Annotated in this window: 18 protein-coding genes; 10 read left to right on the forward strand and 8 right to left on the reverse strand. The window is 42.1% G+C overall.

What is annotated here, in order from left to right:
- Positions 1-253: 253 nt before the first annotated feature.
- Complete coding sequence (locus tag ACFFGT_RS31320; protein WP_377026458.1) at positions 254-631, forward strand: nuclear transport factor 2-like protein; 378 nt, start codon at positions 254-256, stop codon at positions 629-631.
- Between the two features lie 176 nt (positions 632-807).
- Here ACFFGT_RS31320 and ACFFGT_RS31325 read toward each other — a convergent pair whose 3' ends face one another.
- The 4 genes from ACFFGT_RS31325 to ACFFGT_RS31340 all read right to left on the reverse strand — a co-directional run bounded on the left by ACFFGT_RS31325 (position 808) and on the right by ACFFGT_RS31340 (position 4,110).
- Positions 808-1,236 carry a hypothetical protein gene (locus tag ACFFGT_RS31325; RefSeq protein ID WP_377026459.1) on the reverse strand — a complete coding sequence of 143 codons (429 nt, stop codon included), beginning with the start codon at positions 1,234-1,236 and terminating at the stop codon, positions 808-810.
- 107 nt (positions 1,237-1,343) lie between these two features.
- Complete coding sequence (locus ACFFGT_RS31330; protein WP_377026460.1) at positions 1,344-2,258, reverse strand: alpha/beta hydrolase; 915 nt, start codon at positions 2,256-2,258, stop codon at positions 1,344-1,346.
- A gap of 221 nt (positions 2,259-2,479) precedes the next feature.
- Positions 2,480-3,572, reverse strand: a protein-coding gene (gene prfB / locus ACFFGT_RS31335) for a peptide chain release factor 2 (RefSeq protein ID WP_377026461.1) whose coding sequence is annotated in 2 segments (ribosomal slippage) — positions 2,480-3,511 and positions 3,513-3,572 — 1,092 coding nt in all. Because the reading frame shifts where the segments join, the coding sequence is not laid out codon by codon here.
- Between the two features lie 100 nt (positions 3,573-3,672).
- The gene (locus tag ACFFGT_RS31340; RefSeq protein WP_377026462.1) at positions 3,673-4,110 is read right to left on the reverse strand and encodes a hypothetical protein; all 438 of its coding nucleotides are present in this window, start codon (positions 4,108-4,110) and stop codon (positions 3,673-3,675) included.
- A 253-nt stretch (positions 4,111-4,363) separates the two neighbouring features.
- Between ACFFGT_RS31340 and pgi the strand changes: the two genes are divergently transcribed.
- On the forward strand, positions 4,364-6,010 hold the full coding sequence (gene pgi, locus ACFFGT_RS31345; protein ID WP_377026463.1) for a glucose-6-phosphate isomerase: 1,647 nt from the start codon (positions 4,364-4,366) through the stop codon (positions 6,008-6,010).
- A 584-nt stretch (positions 6,011-6,594) separates the two neighbouring features.
- Positions 6,595-7,029 (forward strand): IS200/IS605 family transposase, encoded by a 435-nt coding sequence (gene tnpA / locus ACFFGT_RS31350; RefSeq protein WP_377026464.1) that lies wholly within the window; start codon positions 6,595-6,597, stop codon positions 7,027-7,029.
- Between the two features lie 91 nt (positions 7,030-7,120).
- Here the strand turns inward: tnpA and ACFFGT_RS31355 are convergent, their stop codons facing one another.
- Genes ACFFGT_RS31355 through ACFFGT_RS31370 form a run of 4 tightly spaced genes read right to left on the reverse strand, consistent with a single transcriptional unit; the run spans position 7,121 to position 11,436 of the window.
- Positions 7,121-8,197: a glutaminyl-peptide cyclotransferase gene (locus ACFFGT_RS31355; protein ID WP_377026465.1), complete on the reverse strand. Its 1,077-nt coding sequence runs from the start codon at positions 8,195-8,197 to the stop codon at positions 7,121-7,123.
- A gap of 5 nt (positions 8,198-8,202) precedes the next feature.
- Positions 8,203-8,571 carry a YraN family protein gene (locus tag ACFFGT_RS31360; protein ID WP_091171976.1) on the reverse strand — a complete coding sequence of 123 codons (369 nt, stop codon included), beginning with the start codon at positions 8,569-8,571 and terminating at the stop codon, positions 8,203-8,205.
- Positions 8,571-10,517 carry a DNA primase gene (gene dnaG / locus ACFFGT_RS31365; RefSeq protein ID WP_377026466.1) on the reverse strand — a complete coding sequence of 649 codons (1,947 nt, stop codon included), beginning with the start codon at positions 10,515-10,517 and terminating at the stop codon, positions 8,571-8,573. Before dnaG ends, ACFFGT_RS31360 begins: the two co-directional genes overlap by 1 nt.
- Positions 10,518-10,566: 49 nt before the next feature.
- A complete protein-coding gene (locus tag ACFFGT_RS31370; RefSeq protein ID WP_377026467.1) occupies positions 10,567-11,436 on the reverse strand; it encodes a DMT family transporter in 870 nt (289 codons plus the stop codon).
- A gap of 113 nt (positions 11,437-11,549) precedes the next feature.
- On the opposite strand from ACFFGT_RS31370, the gene ACFFGT_RS31375 reads away from it, so the two are divergent.
- The 7 genes from ACFFGT_RS31375 to ACFFGT_RS31405 all read left to right on the forward strand — a co-directional run bounded on the left by ACFFGT_RS31375 (position 11,550) and on the right by ACFFGT_RS31405 (position 17,375).
- Positions 11,550-12,041, forward strand: coding sequence for a DUF6252 domain-containing protein (locus ACFFGT_RS31375; RefSeq protein ID WP_377026468.1), 492 nt, complete (start codon positions 11,550-11,552; stop codon positions 12,039-12,041).
- 48 nt (positions 12,042-12,089) lie between these two features.
- Positions 12,090-12,305, forward strand: coding sequence for a hypothetical protein (locus ACFFGT_RS31380; RefSeq protein WP_377026469.1), 216 nt, complete (start codon positions 12,090-12,092; stop codon positions 12,303-12,305).
- Positions 12,306-12,509: 204 nt separating this feature from the next.
- The gene (asnS, locus tag ACFFGT_RS31385) at positions 12,510-13,949 is read left to right on the forward strand and encodes an asparagine--tRNA ligase (protein ID WP_377026470.1); all 1,440 of its coding nucleotides are present in this window, start codon (positions 12,510-12,512) and stop codon (positions 13,947-13,949) included.
- 101 nt (positions 13,950-14,050) lie between these two features.
- Entirely contained in the window at positions 14,051-14,527 is a 477-nt protein-coding gene (locus ACFFGT_RS31390) for an SRPBCC family protein (protein WP_377026471.1), read from the forward strand.
- A gap of 86 nt (positions 14,528-14,613) precedes the next feature.
- Entirely contained in the window at positions 14,614-15,156 is a 543-nt protein-coding gene (locus ACFFGT_RS31395) for an RBBP9/YdeN family alpha/beta hydrolase (RefSeq protein WP_377026472.1), read from the forward strand.
- 312 nt (positions 15,157-15,468) lie between these two features.
- Positions 15,469-15,834, forward strand: a complete 366-nt coding sequence (locus ACFFGT_RS31400; protein WP_377026473.1) for a methionine-R-sulfoxide reductase — start codon at positions 15,469-15,471, stop codon at positions 15,832-15,834.
- A 566-nt stretch (positions 15,835-16,400) separates the two neighbouring features.
- Complete coding sequence (locus ACFFGT_RS31405) at positions 16,401-17,375, forward strand: ribonucleoside-diphosphate reductase small subunit (protein WP_377026474.1); 975 nt, start codon at positions 16,401-16,403, stop codon at positions 17,373-17,375.
- Positions 17,376-17,492: the final 117 nt, after the last annotated feature.

Consider the following 17,492-nt stretch of genomic DNA (forward strand, 5'->3'; position numbering starts at 1 on the left):
ATCCTTTATCAGCAAACGATACGTTTGCAAATAATTCCGTTTTAAGGTTAGATCATTTGTGTTGATTCGCATAGCTTTAAGTTAGGCTATTTTGTCTCCGAATTATCTAACCTTTACAATTGCGAGGTACAACGAAGCAATCGCATATTATATAGGGTGGCTCTGCTTCCGTGCGGTTGCCACGCTATCGCTCGCAATGACATGTTTTTCTGCATCCTTTGTCTGTGTCCTCACGGGCAATTATATTTGTATTATGCAACACCGTGAACTTATCATCAGCAATTATGTAAAAGCCTACAACAGCTTTGATGTTGCAGGCATGCTTAAAGACCTTGCCCCAGCCATAAAATTTCAAAATATATCCAATGGCGATGTAAACATGGAGCTTAATGGCATCGAAGCATTTCAAAACCAGGCCCAGCAAGCCACTCAGCTCTTTGAAAGCCGAGAACAAATTATCCGCTCATTTAAACATACCGGCAACAAAACCGAAATAGCTATTGATTATAACGCCGTTTTGGCTACCGATTTGCCAAACGGATTAAAGAAAGGTGATGAACTAAACCTGAAAGGACATTCCATTTTTACTTTTGATGACGATAAGATTATCGGGATAATGGATATTAGTTAAGATCGGGATAAGTTTAAAACCGCGTTTCCACGGATTTGGATTTTGAAGGGGCTGCTACTTTTCCATCACGTCATTACAAGGTACGAAGCAATCCCAAATGAGTAGAGTGGCTATGCATATTCGCCCTGTAAAGTCGGGGATTGCTTCGTACCTCGCAATGACGCTTTTTTTGAGGTTTATTCCAGCACCAATTTCTTCAGCATAATCCCAACCGTAGCAGTTTTCCTTTTCACCGCCGGGCCATAACTAAAAGCTATCTTGTACATCTTTTTTGATTTGATCCAGTTAATAAATTTCGGATCGCAAACTGCGTTCAGTTTATAAACATATTGCTCGGGCTGGGGTTTAGCCTCTGAAACGGCGATATAAATAGAGCCGGGCGTTTTGCAATCTGCCGGGGCATCGGTATTACCCTGCTGCTCGGCAACCAGGTACACCGCTATATTAAGCGTTTTATGATCGGTATACACATAACGCTTTTGCATATTATTCAAAACATAGGTAAGGTCCTGGTTGGATACGCTTTTGAATTTGATTGACTGGGCGATAACATTAAAGCAGGCACCGGTGACGAGCAACACTGCTAACAGTATTCTTTTCCACATAAAATGATCATTAAGGTCGAACTTTTGTACTTTTCAAAAAAGACTGTTTACCTCAACAATGAAATTAGCATACTGTTTTTATCAGGAAAAAAATTAGTTGTTCATGATCATTTCCCGCTCAAAAACCCGTTCTCTTCCAGCCAGGAAGCGGCCCATTCAAACCATTTGCCTTTATTTTTAGAATTGTTCATCCCAAAGCCATGGCCTCCCTCCTGGAAAAGGTGCATCTCGGCCTTTACCTTATTTTTCAAAAGCGCATCATAAAACAGTAAGCTGTTTTGTACAGGTACTACGGTATCATCTTCGGCATGCACCAAAAATGTAGGCGGGGTGTTGGACGTTACCTGCTTTTCGTTCGAATACAGTTCTAACTGCGCTGCCGAAGGATTTTTACCGATCAAATTTTCCCTTGAACCAACGTGGGCATATTCACCAAAAGAAATTACTGGATATATCAGCATCATAAAATCAGGGCGTACACTGATGTTTTCTTTATCTTCAATAACCGGCTTATCAAAATGTGTACCCTCGGTTGATGCCAGGTGACCACCGGCCGAAAAACCGATGATGCCAATCTTTGATGGATTGATGTTCCATTCAGCAGCATTTTTACGCACAGTATATATAGCCATTTGCGCATCCTGCAGGGGGCCGATAGATTTATCGGCCATAATATCATCACTTGGTAAGCGGTATTTCAACAAATAAGCCGTTACACCAATTTGAGCAAAGGCTTTAGCTATAGCTTTTCCTTCGTGATCCGAAGCCAATCCGGAATATCCTCCGCCGGGGCAAACAACAATTGCAGCGCCATTAGCTTTACCTTTTTCTGGCAGGTAAGGCGTTAATGTTGGTTCCGTAACCAAAGTAATCCAGCTTCTGTCATCAGTTTTTTCAACGTAACTCGCCGGGGCTTTTTTTGAATTGGGAACACCTTTTGGATAAAGCGGCATCGGTTTCTCCTGTGCAAAGGAGGCAAAAGTTATGGCTGTCAATGCAAAGGCTGATAAGATGGATTTCATATTTTTAAAAGGCAAATTGGATCTGTCCAAAATACAATTAATCTCTTGAAAACAAAAAACGGAGTATCATTTCTGATAACTCCGTTCAATTAGCCCTTAAAAAACAACGTCATTGCGAGGTACGAAGCAATCCCCTACTTTACAGGGCGGATGTGCAAAGCCCCTCTGCTCATCAGGGATTGCTTCGTACCTCGCAATGACGCCTTTTTTATCTATTTTCCTTAAGTCTTCGGCCCGCCAAATTCCATCAGGTAGGCTTTCAGGAAATCATCCAGATCACCGTCAAGCACTGCCGCGGCATTAGAGGTTTCATGATCGGTACGCAGGTCTTTCACCAGTTTGTACGGGTGCAAAACATAGTTGCGGATCTGTGAGCCCCACTCTATCTTCTTCTTATTTCCTTCAATAGCATTGGTCAGCTCCATGCGTTTGCGCATCTCAATTTCGTATAACTGCGATTTCAGCAAGCGGATAGCGTTATCCTTGTTCTGCAATTGTGAGCGCGATTCCTGGTTTTTGATAATAATGCCCGATGGTTTGTGGTATAAACGTACGGCGGTTTCTACCTTATTCACGTTTTGTCCGCCTGCACCACCCGAGCGGAAAGTTTCAAACTCAATATCGGCGGGGTTTACTTCAATTTCAATGGTATCATCAACCAACGGGTATACATATACCGAAGCAAACGAAGTATGGCGCTTGGCATTGGCATCAAACGGAGATACGCGCACCAAACGGTGTACACCATTTTCACCTTTTAAATAACCGTAGGCAAACTCGCCTTCCAGCTGCAGTGTAACGGTTTTTACACCGGCTACGTCACCTGGTTGGTAATCCTGCTCGGTAACTTTAAAGCCGCTTTTTTCGCCATACATGATGTACATACGCATGAGCATACCAGCCCAATCGCAGCTTTCGGTACCGCCGGCACCAGCCGTAATCTGAAGTACTGCGTTTAGCTGATCTTCTTCGGCCGAGAGCATGTTTTTAAACTCAAGCTCTTCAACCGCTTTTATGGCTGCATTATATTGTTCCTGCATTTCGGCTTCGGTAGCGTCGCCGCCCTGGTAAAATTCAAAAAGTACGCCCGCGTCATCAACAACGGCTACAACTTTCTGAAAGGCATCTGTCCATACTTTTTTTACTTTGATGGATGCCAGCACCTTTTCTGCCTCTTTAGGGTGGTCCCAAAAATGCGGGCCAATGGTTATTTCCTGTTCTGCCTGTAATAGCTCCAGCTTCTTATCAATGTCAAAGATGCCTCCTCAGGGAAGTTACTCTATCCCTTAAATCCTGAACTTGTTCTTTAGTCATACGGCAAATATATATAATTTGAAAAATTGCTATAAATAAAAAGGCCTGCAAATTGTTTAACAATCAGCAGGCCCGTTCATTAGGCAGATGTAATAGTATGTTAGGCAACCATCAGGTTGTTCACAAGCGGATTCAGATCGGTACGGTTACCGTTCAGCTTAGTCAGCAGGGTACCCAAAGCAAATTCCTTGGCCTCTCCACTCTTGGTTTCTTTGATCAGCTCATTCATAACCGTTGGGATCAAAGCTTTTGCAGTGGCTAAAGCATTTGCCGGATCGATACTGTAAAAGGTATTAAGCTTATTGGCAAAGCGGTTGGTTATGCTCGATACTAATGAATTGTTGTAACTACCCGAAAACTGAAAGTACTTTATAAGTTCCTTTACCTTGCCGCTTTCAAGCTGGCCTTTTAATACTTCAATGATAGAACTTGAAGCTTCATTGATCACCGCCTCATGATGTTGAGCAGGGATCACCGGGTTGTTGATAACAGCCGTCCCGGCGTTATCTTTTACAAGCAAAAACAGTTTTTCAAACATAGTAATACGTGCTTTTAAAGTAAATTTACAAATTGATGATAAATACCTCATTTGATTACCATCGATACAAATATATCAAATAAAAATTTTAAACTTCAAAATATATTTGTAATTTCTTTGTAATTCTCATAATTTTTTGGTGTAAGATAAACACTATGCTGCCCGTGTTTAATTAACACTAAGACAGACTATTATTTTATTTAACAACCACCTTACAATTAACTTTTTACTTTTGTTAAAAAATAACACAATTATGCTGCCAACTACCGATTTTACAACAACCCAGGCTTACAAATATCTTACAGATCATTACATTGATATTGTATCAAAAAGCCTGAAGGAAATGTTTGATGCTGATGACCAGCGCTTTAATAAATTTTCGATCCAGTTTGAAGATATCCTGCTTGATTATTCAAAGAACCGTATCGACGATGAAACCATCGCTTTATTGATACAGCTGGCCAAAGAGTGTTCATTAAAAGAGGCGATAGACGCCATGTACTCGGGCGAAAAGATCAACGTCACGGAAGGTCGCCAGGTGTTACATATCGCGTTGCGGAACCGCAGCAACACGCCTATTTATGTTGATGGCAAAGATGTTATGCCCGATGTAAATAAAGTGCTTGACCAGATGAAAGCTTTCAGCGAAGCCATTATCTCGGGCGAATGGAAAGGTTATACCGGCAAGGCTATTACCGACGTAGTTAACATCGGCATAGGCGGCTCTGATTTAGGCCCGGTAATGGTTACCGAAGCATTAAAAGCATACAAAAATCATTTGAACCTCCACTTTGTAAGCAACGTGGATGGTACACATATAGTTGAAACCCTAAAAGCGGTTGATCCTGAAACCACCCTGTTCCTTGTAGCTTCAAAAACGTTCACTACCCAGGAAACTATGGGCAACGCCCATAGCGCCCGCGACTGGTTTCTGGCCAGCGGTGCTACTGAGGCTGATGTAGCCAAACACTTCGCAGCCCTTTCAACCAATGCAGTAGCTGTTGAAAAATTCGGTATCGATACCAAAAACATGTTTGAGTTTTGGGATTGGGTTGGCGGTCGCTATTCTTTATGGAGCGCTATCGGCTTATCAATTGCCCTGAGCATTGGCTTTGAAAACTTTGCCGATCTGCTTGCCGGTGCCCACGCTACCGACAACCATTTTAAATCTGCCGAGTTCGATCAGAACATTCCAGTGATCATGGGTTTGATTGGCATCTGGTACAATAACTTCTTTGAGGCTGAAACCAATGTTATTTTGCCTTATGATCAGTACCTGCACCGCTTCTCGGCCTATTTCCAGCAAGGCGATATGGAAAGTAACGGTAAACATGTCGACCGTAATGGTAAAGAGGTTGACTACTCAACTGGCCCGATCATCTGGGGCGAACCAGGCACCAACGGGCAGCATGCCTTTTACCAATTGATTCACCAGGGTACAAAACTGATCCCTGCTGATTTCATTGCCCCGGCACAATCACACAACCCGCTTGGCGAGCACCACAACATGCTGCTTTCAAACTTTTTTGCCCAAACCGAAGCTTTAATGAATGGTAAAACCGAAGAGGTAGTTATTGAAGAGCTTAAAGCCGCCGGCAAATCAGACGAAGAGATTGCTAAAATTGCTCCGTTTAAAGTATTTGAGGGTAACCGTCCAACAAACTCATTCCTGATTAAAAAGATCACTCCATACACTTTAGGCGCATTGATTGCCATGTATGAGCACAAGATCTTTACCCAGGGTATTATCTGGAACATATACAGCTTTGACCAATGGGGTGTTGAGCTTGGCAAGCAACTTGCCGGCAAAATCCTTCCTGAATTAAAAGATAACGCTGAGATCAGCAGCCATGATTCATCAACCAATGGTTTGATCAATTTGTATAAAGCCTGGAGGTAATCGCCCCGGCCCCCTAAAGGGGGAGTTTTATAATCTTAAACAACAAACGCCCGGAAAACCAGGGCGTTTGTTGTTTAGTAAAGCTTAAACTTGCGGGCGAATCTTTTCTGATGATTTCGGCTAAAGCCAGTTATCTGCCTGAATTTTATTCCGTTGGTTAAAACCAACGGCAATGAATTTTAGCAGCCTGCCAGGTAGCTCCTTATTCCGCGCGAGTAAAAAGCAGGCATACAGATCAAAAGAGTTTTCATCATTGCCGTTGGTTTTAACCAATGGACAAAGTCATCAATAACACAATGGTGTTAGCCAAAATAAACCATACCTTTAGGATAAGAAAAAACCTAAGCATAGCACAAGCTTTCCCTTTCATTGCCGTTGGTTTTAACCAACGGACAAGATCATCAACAGCAAAATGGCTTTAGCCAAAATAAACCATCCTTTCGGACAAGAAAAACTTAAACATAGCACAAACTTTTCCTTTCATTGCCGTTGGTTTTAACCAATGGATCAGATCATCAACAAGCAAGTGGCTTTAGCCAAAATAAACTATATCTTTAGGACAAGATACAATTAAGCTTAAAACCATGTCATTTGTAAAAATCTGGATTCATTTAGTATTTGCAACTAAGGACAGACAGCCACTGCTTACGCAAAATGCAAGATACCAGGTACACAAACACATCATCGAAAACTGTAAAGACAAGGGAATATTTTTACAGGCCATTAATGGCTATACTGACTATATCCATTGTCTTATCTCTTTAGGCAAAGATCAAAATATCGCCAAAATAAGCCAGCTAATTAAGGGTGAATCATCAATCTGGATAAACAAAAACCAGTTGATTGACAAACTATTCAACTGGCAAGATGACTACTTTGCAGTATCAGTAAGTGAATCGCAGGTATCAACTGTAATCCGTTATATCAACAACCAGGAAAATCATCATCAAAATAAATCGTTTAATGATGAAGTTGAAGAGTTTATGACCAGGTACAGCTGGCAGTTGATTAGCAGTTAAAGAGTAATGGCCCGGAAATTCCGGGCCATTACTCTTTATAAAATATTCTTTCAAACTGTGGTTCCCCCTTTAGGGGGTTAGGGGGCGAGGCCTACGGGGCCGGCACAAACTTAACCTGGTACAAATGCGGCCATTTTTTGCCGGTAACAAAAAGGCGTTGGCCTTTTTCATCCCAGGCTATGCCGTTTAACACATTGTTGTTCCAATCCCTATCCTGCGGGCGGCTTGCCATCGGGTAAATCTCTTTCAAATCTATCACCTGCTCCACCGCACCTGTTTTAGGATTGATCACCAGTATATTATCTGTTTGATAAACGTTGGCATATATTTTACCATTAATATATTCCAGTTCATTTATCGAATCTATCTGTTGTTTATCATCACATACATCGATATGGCCTATCTGGCGGTAATTATTCTTATCCAGGAACCAAATGCGGTTGGTGCTATCATCCATATAGAGCTTGGTTCCATCATAGCACATCCCCCAGCCTTCGGGGCCAATGTTATTGGCAAAGTTATTAAGCAGCTTTAAGGTATTTTTATCGTACACAAAGCCTACTTTCTCTTTCCAGGTAAGCTGTACTACCTTATCGCCAACAACTGATAAGCCTTCACCAAAATACTTGCTATCAAGTTTGGTTTCCTGCAAAACTTTGCCTGTGTTTAAATCAACCTTGCGGATGGATGAGTGTTCATAGTCGCCTGTACTTTCGTATAAAATACCATCAACATATTGCAAGCCTTCGGTATAAGCAGCGGTATCATGCGGAAAAACTTTCTCCACTTTATACGTGTACTTAGCAGGCGCCTTTGCGGCTAATAACAGGATATTGGTTGTTACCTCATTGCTTTTACCACCTGCATAAACCTTAGCAGTGATCATCCTGATACCTAAGCCAATGGTATCAGTTTTAAGGCTGATGCCTGCGGTATCTTTACTGGAAGCGATTTTTGCCGAATCGAGCAGGTAAACTACCGAATCAACTTTACTGCCGGATGGGTAGCCTACTTTAATGTCAATTTTATCGCCGGCTTTGTAGTTAGCACCGGGATCGGGGGTTATGGTATAGTCTGTAGCCGAACTATCAGGTTTATGGTTACAGCTGCAGCCGAAAGCCGTTAGGGCAAGGGCGGCAAAAAATAGCTTTAATTTATTGTTATTCATAAGTGTTATGTGGCCGAAGGCCAAAACGCATCTTCTATATGGTTTAGTATATAATTTCCGCTGCGGTCAAACAATATGGCGATGATATCAAACCGCACTTCGCCCTGGTGGTTCATGAGGTAGATGTATTCATCGGCAGCTTCGGCCAGGAGTTTTTGTTTACGGTTATCAACAAAATCTTCCGGCTCGCCAAAGCCGTTGCCCGTACGGGTTTTTACTTCCGTAAATATAATAACCTTGTCTTTATAAGCAATAATATCTATTTCGGCTTTTCCGTAAGTCCAGTTTTCATCAAGGATCTCGTAGCCTGCTTTTTCGAGGTGGGTTTTGGCTAATGCCTCGCCCGTACGGCCAAGTTCGAGGTGTTGGGCCATTAGCGGGTAATTACAGTACCTAAAAAATCTGAGATTGATTTCTCCACCTTTTTCATGCGGATATATTTTATCTGAAGGTTATCCTGATCTTCAGCGCTCTGAGCAGTTTTCAGTTCAGTCACAACTTCATCCAGGATCTTTTTAACCTTATGCAGTTTAAGATGGAATATGCCCCCTAATATGGTGGCCCTCATATTTTCCTGCTCATCGTTAACCTTAATTTTGTGCATCTCGTACCAGTTATCACTCAAACTGTACTTGGTTGCCAATATATCTATGGTAAGGTTAACTATATCTTTATTGGCGTGATGAATAAATGTGGCATCATCCGGAAGGTCCCCATTTTCCACATCGCTCCTGTAAATGTCAACAATCGACTTACAGATGGGATTATCAAACGTTACATCGCTTAATTCGGCAATAATGAAAGGGCCTATATAGGTATTTGAATTTCCGTCCCAGTCAATGATCTTATTTCCGTAAAGCAATAACAGGCGCACTATTTCCTTTTCCTGCGAAGTTTCCTCTTTGGCTGTAGCAGGCGCTTCCAGTTCAACCGGCTCATCAAAAAAGTGAGGCTCATCGGGCATTTCCGAATACCTGTTATTTTGCTGCTGACGCTGTTGCTCGTCTTTTTTAGCCTTGGCTGTGCGCATTTTGCCAAGCTCAGACATAAGTGCACGCTCATCTATCTGTAATAAACCGCTGCACTCTTTTATAAATACCGATGCCTTAATGCTGTCAGGGATCTTGGCAATACTTTCAACCACCTCGCGGATCACATCAGCCTTTTTTATCGGGTCGTTGCCAACTTCCTTAAGCAGGATCTGCGTTTTATACAGGATAAAGTCCTTCTTATTTTCTTCAATATGTTTTTTGAAGGCGCTTGAACCTTTCGACTGTACAAATGAATCGGGATCATGCCCATCGGGGAACAGCACAACCTTTACATTAAGCCCTTCCTCCAGGATCATATCCAAACCACGCAGCGAGGCTTTGATCCCGGCCGCGTCGCCATCATATAATATGGTGATGTTTTTGGTAAAGCGGGAAATGAGCTTAATCTGCTCGGTAGTGAGCGATGTGCCTGATGAGGCCACCACGTTTTCAACCCCTGCCTGGTGTACCGAAAGCACATCGGCATAACCTTCTACCAGGTAACAGTTATCCTGCTCGCGGATGGCCTTTTTGGCAAAATAAAGCCCGTAAAGTACGTTTGATTTATGGTAGATCTCAGACTCGGGCGAGTTAACGTATTTGGCTACGTTTTTATCTTTTTTCAACGTACGGCCGCCAAAACCTATCACCCTCCCGGTAAAATTATGGATCGGGAACATCACACGCCCGCGGTACCTGTCAAACAACGCGCCGTTATCCCTCTTTACCGACAAACCGCTTTCAACCAAAAACTGTTCTTTATAGCCGTTCCTGATGGCGGCTCCGGTAAAAGCTTCCCATTGATCGGGCGAATAGCCAAGCTCAAATTTTTTAATGGTTTCGGCAGTGAAGCCACGTTCTTTAAAATAACTCAGGCCTATGCTTTGACCTTCGTCCGTATCAAGCATGGTTTCATGAAAAAACTTAGCCGCAAATGCCGATACGATCAGAAGACTTTCGCGGCGGAGCTCTTCTTCGCGATTTTCGGGAGCTTCAACGGTTTCTTCAACCTCGATACCGTACTTTTTGGCCAGCCATTTTAAGGCTTCAGGATAGCTGAATTTTTCCAGCTCCATCAAAAATGTAACCGCCGAACCACCTTTGCCTGTGGAAAAATCTTTAAAAATACCTTTTGCAGGCGATACTGTGAACGAAGGGGTACGCTCATTAGCAAAAGGCGAAAGGCCTACATAGTTTGCTCCGCGTTTTTTTAACTGCACAAATTCCCCTATCACCTCCACAATGTCGGTGGCTTCCATAATACGGTCGATAGTGGATTTTTGGATCATGAGTTAATTGCAAATGTAGGGCAAAACCTTATTGGATAATTAACAATCGTTAAGATACAATTTTATTTGCCTGATTTCGTGGCTTTAAAAATGTTACGGCTATCCCGCCCAAAACAATGGCACTGCCAACAATTTCATTAAAGCCTAAACGCTCATGAAGTAAAAATGCTGCCAGCAGCCCGGCAAAAACAGTTTGGCTTAATAAAGCGATAGACACTTTGGTTGATTCAAGATAGCGCAACGAGTAATTAATAGTTAGCCAGCCAGCCAATTGGCAAATTAACCCCATACCTATAAAGCAAAGCCATACTTTTAATGAAAGATGAATAATATCATTATGCATATATCCATTTATCATTAATAAAAAAACACTGGCGCTAAGCATGCTGTAAAACATAAAGCTAAACACATCAATACCGGCCATAATATTTTTGGTGATCATGATATAGGTAGCATAAAAAAAGCTGGCAAGTATGGCCAATAATATGCCTGTATTTAGCTCCATGTGCAAAATGTGTTCATAACCTACCAATACTACCATACCCGTAATGGCTATGACTGTACCTATCCAGAATAACAGGCCCGAGCGTTTTCTTAAAAACAGGAAACTCATCAAACCCACCCAAACCGGCGCAAGATTGGCTATAAGTGTTGAAACGGTGGCACTGATCTTTAACAGCGAGATATTCCACACGGCAATATCAAGGGCGAAAACCATGCCGGCAGCTATGGAGATAAACAATTGCTTTTTATTTACTTTAAGCTTTTGCTTGAATATGCAGTAAGGCACCAGGCAGATCCAGGCTACAAATACCCTGTAAAATGCCGAACCAATTGGCGATACCCCGGCAAGCTTCACAAATATCGGCGAAAAGGAAATGCATAAAATGCCAATAACAAGACTTACCCTGGGGTTCATAGCGCAGTAAAATTAAATGAGCGGCAAACTTACTGAAAGCCTGTATAATATGCCTTACTTTTAAATACCTTTATATTTCCTGTACAATTTGTTAACCTGTCATCAACAAAGCAATGAAATATCCCTGGTTTATGTTAGCCATAGCCGTGGCCCTGCTTTTTTCGGCCTGCAAAAAGAAGGAATGCTGTAATTTCCAGGTTACGCCTGATTTTATCCTTGCGCAGAAAAATAATTTGCACTGGGAGGCCGACCCTTCCGGTTCAAATATACTGGGCGATACCATTACCATATCGGCAAAAAGCGACATTGCCGATGAAGAAGAGCAAGTTGGTTTTAAAATTGTGTTTGATGGCGTCGGATTTTACACGCTCAAAGCAAACGAAAATTATTACCGCATTATGAAAACCAGCACACTATCGGGCGAATACACACCCGATCCAACTCATCTTAGCTCTGTAACTATAATTTCATATAACCAAACTGATAAAATATTGCAGGGATTATTTGAGCTCAAGTTTCTGAAAGTGAGCGACAGACTGCCTGGCAGTCATCCCGATAAGGTTTCTTTTAGCGAAGGCAAGTTTAAAGTCAAATTAAAATATTAATTGTAACAAGCTTTATTTATTATTCGTATTAGTTGTAAATTTAGCATTATGAAAAAAACTTTATTTGCAATTGCCGCATTATCACTCTTGTTATTTGCAGGCTGCCAGAAAAATGGCGTAGCGCCTAAACAAGATAGTGTTAGCGCTAAAAAAAGCATTCTTAACCAGTCTTCTTTAAATAAATTAAAAGACACCATTATGGTTGGAAGCAATGCGGCACCAAGCTTAAACCGTCGTGATACCATTATGGTTTCGGGCCACTAAGCACATTAAACACTGTGTGGGGCCATAAAATGTTCCCACAGTGTTTACATCTATTTCCCGGTCTCACTCCCTCCTTCCAATAAATATACAACTCCGCTATTGCTTGCTGATGTTTTTTAGCTCATGTTTCAAAGTACGCTTTGATAATTAATTGTATTTTTGCGACTCTAAAAAATTATACAGTTTTATACAGAATTACAATTTATGAGTCAGCGAACTAAGATCAAAGCATTGCTGCAAAGCCAGCAAACCGAAATTGATGTAACAGTTAAAGGATGGGTGCGTGCATTCCGTTCAAATCGTTTTATTGCTTTGAATGATGGCTCAACTAATAATAATATTCAGATTGTTGTCGACTTTGAAAATACCGATCCGGCCCTGCTTAAACGTATTACTGTTGGCGCGGCGCTTAGCGTTGAAGGTAAACTCATCGCATCTTTAGGTAAAGGTCAAACCGTTGAAGTTGTAGCAATTGAAATTGAAATTTTGGGAGATTGCGATCCCGAAGAATATCCCCTTCAATTGAAAAACAGGCCGAGTCTTGAGTTTTTGAGAGAGAAAGCCCATTTACGTTTTCGGACCAACACGTTTGGTGCTATTTTCAGGGTACGTAACAGCCTGGCTTTTGCAGTGCACCAGTTTTTCCAGGAGCGCGGATTTGTTTACCTGCATACACCAGTAATTACTGCTTCAGATGCGGAAGGTGCCGGCGAAACATTTCACGTTACCAACTTCGACCTGGATAACATCCCTAAAACTGATACCGGCGAGATTGATTTCAAGGAGGACTTTTTTGGTCGTGCCACTAACTTAACCGTATCCGGCCAGTTAGAGGGTGAGCTTGGCGCTATGGCCCTGAGCGATATTTATACCTTCGGCCCAACTTTTCGTGCCGAAAACTCAAACACAACCCGCCACCTGGCCGAGTTTTGGATGATTGAACCTGAAGTTGCTTTTAACGACTTGGTTGACAACATGGACCTTGCCGAGGACATGCTGAAATACGTGATCAAATATGCGCTTGATAAAAATGCCGACGACATTGAGTTTTTAACCCAGCGCTTAACCGAGGAAGAAAAATCAAAACCTCAAAACGAGCGCTCAGAAATGACCTTGCTTGAAAAACTGGAGTTTTGTCTGAACAACAATTTTGAACGCCTTACTTATACTGAGGCCATCCAGATATTACAGGACTCCACCCCGAACAAAAAGAAAAAATTTGTTTACCCAATTGAGGGCTGGGGAACCGACCTGCAAAGTGAGCACGAGCGTTACCTTGTTGAGAAACACTTTAAAAAACCGGTGATCCTGACCGATTACCCTAAGGAGATCAAAGCATTTTACATGCGCCAGAACGACGATGGCAAAACCGTACGCGCTATGGATATCCTGTTCCCGGGCATTGGTGAAATTGTAGGTGGCTCACAACGTGAAGAGCGTTTAGATAAATTGGAGCAACGCATGAACGAAATGGGCATCCCTACCGAAGAACTTTGGTGGTATTTAGATACCCGCCGTTTTGGCACTTGTCCGCATGCGGGTTTTGGTTTAGGCTTTGAGCGCCTGGTGCTGTTTGTAACCGGTATGGGCAACATCCGTGATGTGATCCCTTTCCCAAGGTTCCCGAAGAACGCGGAATTTTAACCGTTGATTGTTTTTTGATTTTTATGATTACGCTGATTATTTAAAAAGCGTAACACTATATTTAGGCTGTTGTTATGCAACAGCCTATTTTTTTATACCGTATGCCATCACAAATCCTGCTTGCTACCCATATTAACGCCCCGGTTGAAAAAGTTTTTGACATTGCCCGTAATATTGATGTGCATGTGGAGTCGACCAAACATACCGGCGAGCAGGCCATTGCCGGGCGTACAAGCGGCCTGATCGAACTTGGTGAAACCGTTACCTGGCGGGCAAAACATTTCGGCATATGGCAAAACCTTACCTCAAAGATCACCGAAATGGAATATCCAAATTACTTTACCGATATCCAGGTTGAGGGTGCTTTCAAAAGCTTTACACACGAGCATTATTTTTACCCCATCCTCAACCAAACCATGATGCGGGATATTTTTACGTTTGAATCGCCGGGTGGAATATTTGGTGAAGCAGCTAATTATCTGTTTTTATCAAACTATATGACCAGGCTGCTATTGAAGCGGAATGAGGTGATAAAGCAAATATCAGAGGGGCCCCAGCCTCCTAAAGGGGGAGCTTAGCTGCTTTGGCCTCCTACGGACAACTGTTTAAAAATCCATATATTGAGCTTTCAATTATATAGGATATTTAGCTTCTTATTGAAATCATGACTTTTAATTCTGACATTCTTATACATCCCGGACTGGGCAATTCAGGTCCGCAACATTGGCAAAGCATTTGGGAAAAGCGCTTTAATTTTACCCGTATTGAACAGCAGGACTGGGAAACCCCTGTTTGTGCAGATTGGGCAAAAATATTAAATGACTATGTAACCCGGCACGATCCGGCAAACGTGATATTGGTTGGCCATAGTCTTGCCTGCGCCACCATAGCTTATTGGGCTTCGGAGTATAACATCAGCATAAAAGGGGCATTATTAGTTGCCCCAAGCGATACCGAAGCAGAAAGCTACCCATCCGGCACAAATGGTTTTGCGCCTGTCCTCTTAACCGGGCTGCCATTCAGATCAATAACTGTAATTAGTAACAATGATTACTATGTAAGCCCGGAACGAGCCCGGCTATTTGCAAACAGCTGGGGAAGCGAGGCAGTGAATATCGGTGATGCCGGCCATATCAATGTATCAGCAGGCTATGGCGAATGGGATGCAGGCCTTGAGCTGTTGAAAAAGCTGGACAAAGGATATTGAACGCCCCTCCTCTCTCCCGCGGGCTTTCAGCCCGTGGGAGTTGTTTTAAAAAAATCGTCAATTGCGAGGTACGAAGCAATCCCCAAGCAGCAGAGCAACTATGCATGTGCCTCTGTAAGTAGGGGATTGCTTCGTACCGCAATGACGCCGTTTTATTCAGGTTCAACCATTTTACCTTCCCGTCAAACCAGTGTAAACATCAACTGCTAAAACATTATATCACCCCAATTTGTCGTATCTTTATATGGATAAAAAGCCGAAAACATTTCCTAATCGGCACAATCATAAAACAAATCGGAGTAATCAAAAAATATGGAATACAATCAATTAACACCCGATGAAGAAAGGGTAATATTATACAAAGGTACCGAAAGGCCGTTCACCGGCACTTTACTGAACAACAAGGCACAGGGCTTATACGTTTGCAAACGCTGCGATGCACCGCTGTACAGGTCGGAAGATAAATTTGAATCATTTTGTGGCTGGCCGAGTTTTGACGACGAAATTGAAGGGGCAGTACGCCGTGAGGTAGATGCAGATGGCCGCAGGGTGGAGATCCTTTGCGCTAATTGTGGCGCCCACCTTGGCCACGTGTTTGAAGGCGAGTTCATGACCCCAAAAAACACCCGTCATTGTGTAAATTCAGTATCGATGAAATTTGTTCCGGTAAAGGATTAAAATAAATCGTAAAACTTTGAGGAATACGCCCGTTAGTTTATGACCAACGGGCGTATTTGTTTTCCACATACCTGTTTGCAATGCACTTTTAACTCAGCATTTAGACATTGATACCACCACAAAGCAAAAGCATTTCGTTATTGGCAATAATTGTCGGTGTTAAGTCAAGTAATTTATAATGTTAAATTATTGTAATCCGCAAGTCCTGAAGCTATTAATTTCTATCCAGGTTTTTAATTGACTGTTTTCAAGTTCATTAATTTTTGCTGTTGATAAAATGAACCTACGAAGTGTTGATAACTCGGGTGTTTGTGAAAAACTATCATTCACAACTACTCATCTCAAACATTAACTTTGCTCTACAAGGTAATAAAAAAGTATTCGGCCGACAGCCTGATGCACTCGTCATCCTCTAATTAAACACTTGGCTGTCAGAAAGTTACAAAATACAATTGCTAAGGGGCAGCCCGATGGCATCAAAATTTAAAGCTTTATTGAAAAGTAAGGCTGGCTTTCGTGTCTGAATACCTGACTGAAGAAAAAAATTAAAAAAAAGGTAGACATCTATGAGTTTGGAAAACGAATTATTACTACGGGAAAACAAGGACCGGTTTGTTATCCTTCCCATCAAGTATCCCGCAATTTGGGAGATGTATAAAAAAGCAGAGGCAAGCTTTTGGACTGCCGAAGAGATCGATCTTTCGGACGATCTTAAACATTGGGAAAATCTTAATTCGGGTGAAAAACATTTTATCTCGCACATCCTTGCGTTTTTTGCTGCAAGCGACGGTATAGTGAACGAGAACCTGGCAGTAAACTTCATGAGTGAAGTTCAATTGCCTGAGGCACGCTGCTTTTACGGTTTCCAGATCATGATGGAAAACATCCATTCTGAAACTTACGCACTGCTGATAGATACCTATGTAAAAGACCCGGCCGAAAAAGACCGCCTGTTCCACGCTATTGACACCGTACCATGTGTAGGTAAAAAAGCGGAGTGGGCATTGAAATGGATCAATAACGGCAACTTTGCCGAGCGTTTAGTTGCATTCGCGGCCGTAGAGGGGATTTTCTTTTCAGGTAGCTTCTGCTCTATATTCTGGCTTAAAAAACGCGGTTTGATGCCGGGCTTAACTTTCAGCAATGAGCTGATCTCACGTGATGAAGGTTCACACTGCGAATTTGCCTGCTTATTATATGGTATGCTTGAAAACAAATTGAGCCAGGAACAGGTTACCAAGATCATTACCGACGCGGTTGAAATTGAAAAAGAATTTGTAACCGATGCGCTGCCTGTTAACCTGATAGGCATGAATGCCAAACTAATGAGCCAGTATATTGAATTTGTGGCCGACAGGTGGCTGGGCGAACTTGGCTACGATAAATTTTACGGCGCAAGCAATCCGTTCGATTTCATGGAAATGATTTCATTACAGGGTAAAACAAACTTTTTTGAAAAACGCGTAGGCGACTATCAAAAGAGCGGCGTACTGAATGCATCGGCCGAAAGCAAAAGCTTTTCGCTGGATGATGATTTTTAGATTTAAGAGATCAGTGATTGGAGGTTAGAGGTTAGGTAGCCTCAGGCCAATCCCAAAATCAGGAAAATCAGGGTTCAAAAAGAAAATAATCAAATCACAATAATATTAACTAAAAAA

This window comes from Mucilaginibacter angelicae (assembly GCF_042434235.1).
In the GTDB taxonomy this organism is placed as follows: domain Bacteria; phylum Bacteroidota; class Bacteroidia; order Sphingobacteriales; family Sphingobacteriaceae; genus Mucilaginibacter; species Mucilaginibacter angelicae.